General features: G+C 44.3%; 5 protein-coding genes. 3 read left to right on the plus strand and 2 right to left on the minus strand.

Translation table 11 applies throughout. The annotated features are described in order from the left end of the window. A partial coding sequence (locus A3761_RS22275) for a hypothetical protein (protein WP_068750913.1) occupies nt 1-462 on the minus strand: 462 nt, incomplete at its 3' end. Next, nucleotides 455-1,630 (minus strand): MFS transporter, encoded by a 1,176-nt coding sequence (locus A3761_RS22280; protein WP_068515180.1) that lies wholly within the window; start codon nt 1,628-1,630, stop codon nt 455-457. The genes A3761_RS22275 and A3761_RS22280, both read right to left, overlap by 8 nt. Before the next feature lie 145 nt (nt 1,631-1,775). Here A3761_RS22280 and A3761_RS22285 point away from each other — a divergent pair, with 145 nt between their 5' ends. The 3 genes from A3761_RS22285 to A3761_RS28675 all read left to right on the plus strand — a co-directional run. After that, nucleotides 1,776-2,759 (plus strand): adenosine kinase, encoded by a 984-nt coding sequence (locus tag A3761_RS22285; protein ID WP_068515182.1) that lies wholly within the window; start codon nt 1,776-1,778, stop codon nt 2,757-2,759. A 229-nt stretch (nt 2,760-2,988) separates the two neighbouring features. Then, nucleotides 2,989-3,471, plus strand: a complete 483-nt coding sequence (locus A3761_RS22290) for a DUF3015 family protein (RefSeq protein WP_068515309.1) — start codon at nt 2,989-2,991, stop codon at nt 3,469-3,471. 114 nt (nt 3,472-3,585) lie between these two features. Beyond that, nucleotides 3,586-3,767 (plus strand): hypothetical protein (locus A3761_RS28675; protein ID WP_231881285.1); only part of this gene is annotated, 182 nt, incomplete at its 3' end.

Raw genomic sequence — 3,767 nt, forward strand, 5'->3', positions numbered from 1 at the left:
CCCTTCGTGATAATTTAGGTATTGTGCGTAGGCATCCCATTTACTAACCTTGTTTATCTTGCTACTTCGATTCATATACCAACCGACAAAATCAATCGCATCATCAAAATCATCGCGATCTGCAAAGGTGCTCCCGGCGTCAGCTACATATTCTCCCCAAACAGGAGTCTTAGCCTGAGAATAACCATACGCATCGCTCGCTCGACCGATAGGAATAAATCCAAGGAAGTACTCCATCGGCGGTGCCGCATCGTATTTAAAAGATGACTCTTGATACATTATGGCCATTGGAATGTGAACAGGGACTCCCCAGCGTTCCCGTACATCGAGCGCGGCATCATGCCAGTCTGGCTTTTCTTCGAATATTTTACAAATATTTTGAGGTTGTTCAGGCGGCAAGCTGGAGCAGCCAGCCAGACTTAAACCTCCAAGCAAAAGAAAACTAAAGCGATAATTAGACAAGCTCTCCCTCCTTACTTTTACCTATTCTCCAGATAAAGATCACCAACATCTGAACCAAAATTAGCGGAATAGCGTAGATAAGCAGGCTATTCCAGCCAACACTATAAATAACTACTCCACTAGATATTGATGCCGCAGCCTGGAATACAAACACAAAAAAGTCATTAAAACCCTGTACTTTATACCTCTCGGCAGGTTGGTACACTTTAGGAAGCAAAACCGTACCTGCGACAAATAGAAAGTTCCAACCAATACCTAGCAACACCAATCCAAGCCAATAATGCATCACATTCTGACCTGAAAGCGCTATCATCAAACACACCGTATAAGCTGCCAAACCAGCCAGCATCAAGCGATATTCACCAAACTTTGAAATCAGATATCCACTCACTAAGGAAGGCAAGAACATCGCAAGAATATGGCTCTGAATAACCCATTTAGTATCTTCTAAAGAATGCCCTTCCATGACATGCATACTGACGGGCGTAGCGGTCATAACATAACTCATCACCGCATAACCTATGGTTGCCGACATCACCGCCACCCAAAATAAGGATGAATGCATGATATCAATTAAAGGACGGCCGCCGAGTTCTTCCTCACCCCCTGTCACGACAACGGGCTGAAAAAACAACATAACAACACCACTTAATAAACAAAGAATTGAAAGCAGAGTAAACGAGCCCGAAAAGGGCACTTCATGCAACGCCCTCCCCAGATGAGCCAGCTCTGGCCCTAGTATCGCCGCAATAAGCCCACCCAACAACACGAAGGATGCAGCTTTTGGTGCCAGATATGGCTCAACACTCTCCATTGCCGCAAAACGATATTGCTGAATAACGGCCAGGGCACCACCTAGCAATACAGTACTCAAACAAAACAACCAAAAACTTTCATAAGATATAGAAATCGCAGCAAAACATGATACCAAAGCGCTATATAAGGAGGCAGCCAAAAAGATCTTTTTTCTACCGAAACGCTGCATTAGACGCGAGACCGGAATCACGGCACAGGCGGTACCAATAACAATGCCCGCTACAGGCAATGTGGAAAGTTCTGGATCAGGAGCAAGCGATGCCCCGACCAAACCACCGATAAACACAACCATTGGCGCAATACACAAGCCCAGCGCACCAGATAACAATAAAACCAATACATTTCTATTCATTCCAAGCAAGGTTCTTCCTCATATATCCTTTTTCATGCTATCTACCGCGCAGGCTATTCACCAAGCGTATAAATCGTCTTTGCCATACGCAAATGACGCTGTATATAATGGACACCACCATTAGCCAACTAGCAAGGCAATTACTATGCAACAATATCACGTCTATGGTTTAGGCGCCGCCCTCGTCGATACTGAAATTGAAGTCACCGATGAATTCCTATCCCAAGCTAATATTGAGAAAGGTCTAATGACCTTGGTGGATGAAACCCGCCAAGCCGAAATACTAGAGCTAATGAAAGAACACTTGGTTGGTAGTAAAAGAGCCAGCGGCGGCTCGGCATGCAACTCGATTATCGCTGCCAGTTACTTCGGTGCCAAGACCTATTATTCCTGCAAAGTATCAGACGACGAAAACGGCCTATTCTTCCAACAAGATACCCAAGCAGCGGGCGTGACCACAAGCGATAAAGCCCACCCGAATGGTACAACCGGAAAATGTCTGGTTATGATTACCCCTGACGCCGAACGAACCATGAATACATTCTTGGGCGTAAGCGCTGAATTAGATGAAGCACAGCTTGATGCTAAAGCTATTGCTCAATCTGAATACCTGTATATCGAAGGCTATCTCGTTACATCACCTAGTGGCAAACAAGCGGCCATCAAAGCACGGGAAATTGCCGAGCAGCAGGGTGTAAAAACGGCAATTTCCCTCTCTGACCCAGGAATGGTCGAGTTCTTTGGCGAAGGGCTAAAGGAAATGATCGGCCAACAGGTTGATTTATTATTCTGCAACAAAGACGAAGCACTCGCCTGGACACAAAGCAATAACATCGAAGATGCTGCTGAAAAGCTTAAAGAAACTGCAAAGTCTTTTGCAATTACTTTAGGAAAAGATGGCGCTCTCGTTTATGACGGCAATGAAATCTCAATAGTCGCTGGCGTTGAAGCAAAAGCAATCGATACAAATGGAGCCGGCGACATGTTCGCAGGTGCATTTCTTTATGCAATCACTCATGACCAAACCTTTGCCCAAGCAGCAACGCTTGCTAACAGAGCCGCAGCTCAAGTGGTGAGTCAGTACGGCCCGAGACTCAGACCAGAACAACATGCAGATCTGAAGTTCTAGATAAATATTCTTCCCGTTTAACAGCCTCGACTCATGAGGCTGTTAAATCTTATCACGACCTGAAACTGCAGATTAAAGCTCCCGTTGTTCCCTTTTCCAAATCTTCGACTACACTATTAAAATGTGAAACTTAAGGTAAGCTGTATAAAACTAAACACATTGCCTTTTTCCAATAACGCTGTTTATAATCGAAGGGCGTTACTTACAAAAAATGATTCAAGGAATTGCTATGAAAAAACTAATTTTAGGTGCATTCATTCTTTCTGCTCCATTTACTGCAATGGCTGCCGGCGGTCACGGTCCTGCAGGGTGCGGCTTAGGTACTGAAGTTATTTTCAAAAATGCAGATGAATGGCATGAGCACGTTCTTGCCGCAACAACTAACGGAATAGCCAGCCAAACTTTTGCTATGACCTCAGGCACACTTGGCTGTGAAGATGCAAACGGCCCTCTAAAAGTCCAAGTATCCCTTTTTATAGATAAAAACCTTGACCAACTGGCTCAAGACACTGCAATTGGTGAAGGTGAAACACTTGCTGCACTATCTGAACTTGTTGGCGTTGCTAAAGAAGATGCTGCTACATTCAATGCTGCATTGAAAGCAAGCTTTGACCAAATCTTTATGTCTGAAGCAACAACTTCTGGTGACGCATACCAAGCATTGGTTAGCGTAATGAGCCAGAACAAGACTCTTGCTAAATACCTAGGCTAATTAGCCTCGTTTAATCTACGCTTACGCTAGATCTAGAATCTAAAAAAGGGCACAATTTGATGCCCTTTTTTTGTGCCAGTTAAAAGACCGGCATTCACCCTAACGAGAGATATCATGCACTGCCCTTACCATTACATTCTGGTGAATGTAGCTTTTCTTGCCTGTCTAAGCTTTAACTCTCTCGCGCAAACGATACCAGATTCAAAACTTACTTCCCTAGCGGATAATGAACAATGGCTCGACCTTCTTCATTTTCACCAAATAGGCTTTATTCCGCGATTTGAAAGTCAGGTTGA

It is taken from the genome of Oleiphilus sp. HI0123, from assembly GCF_001635315.1.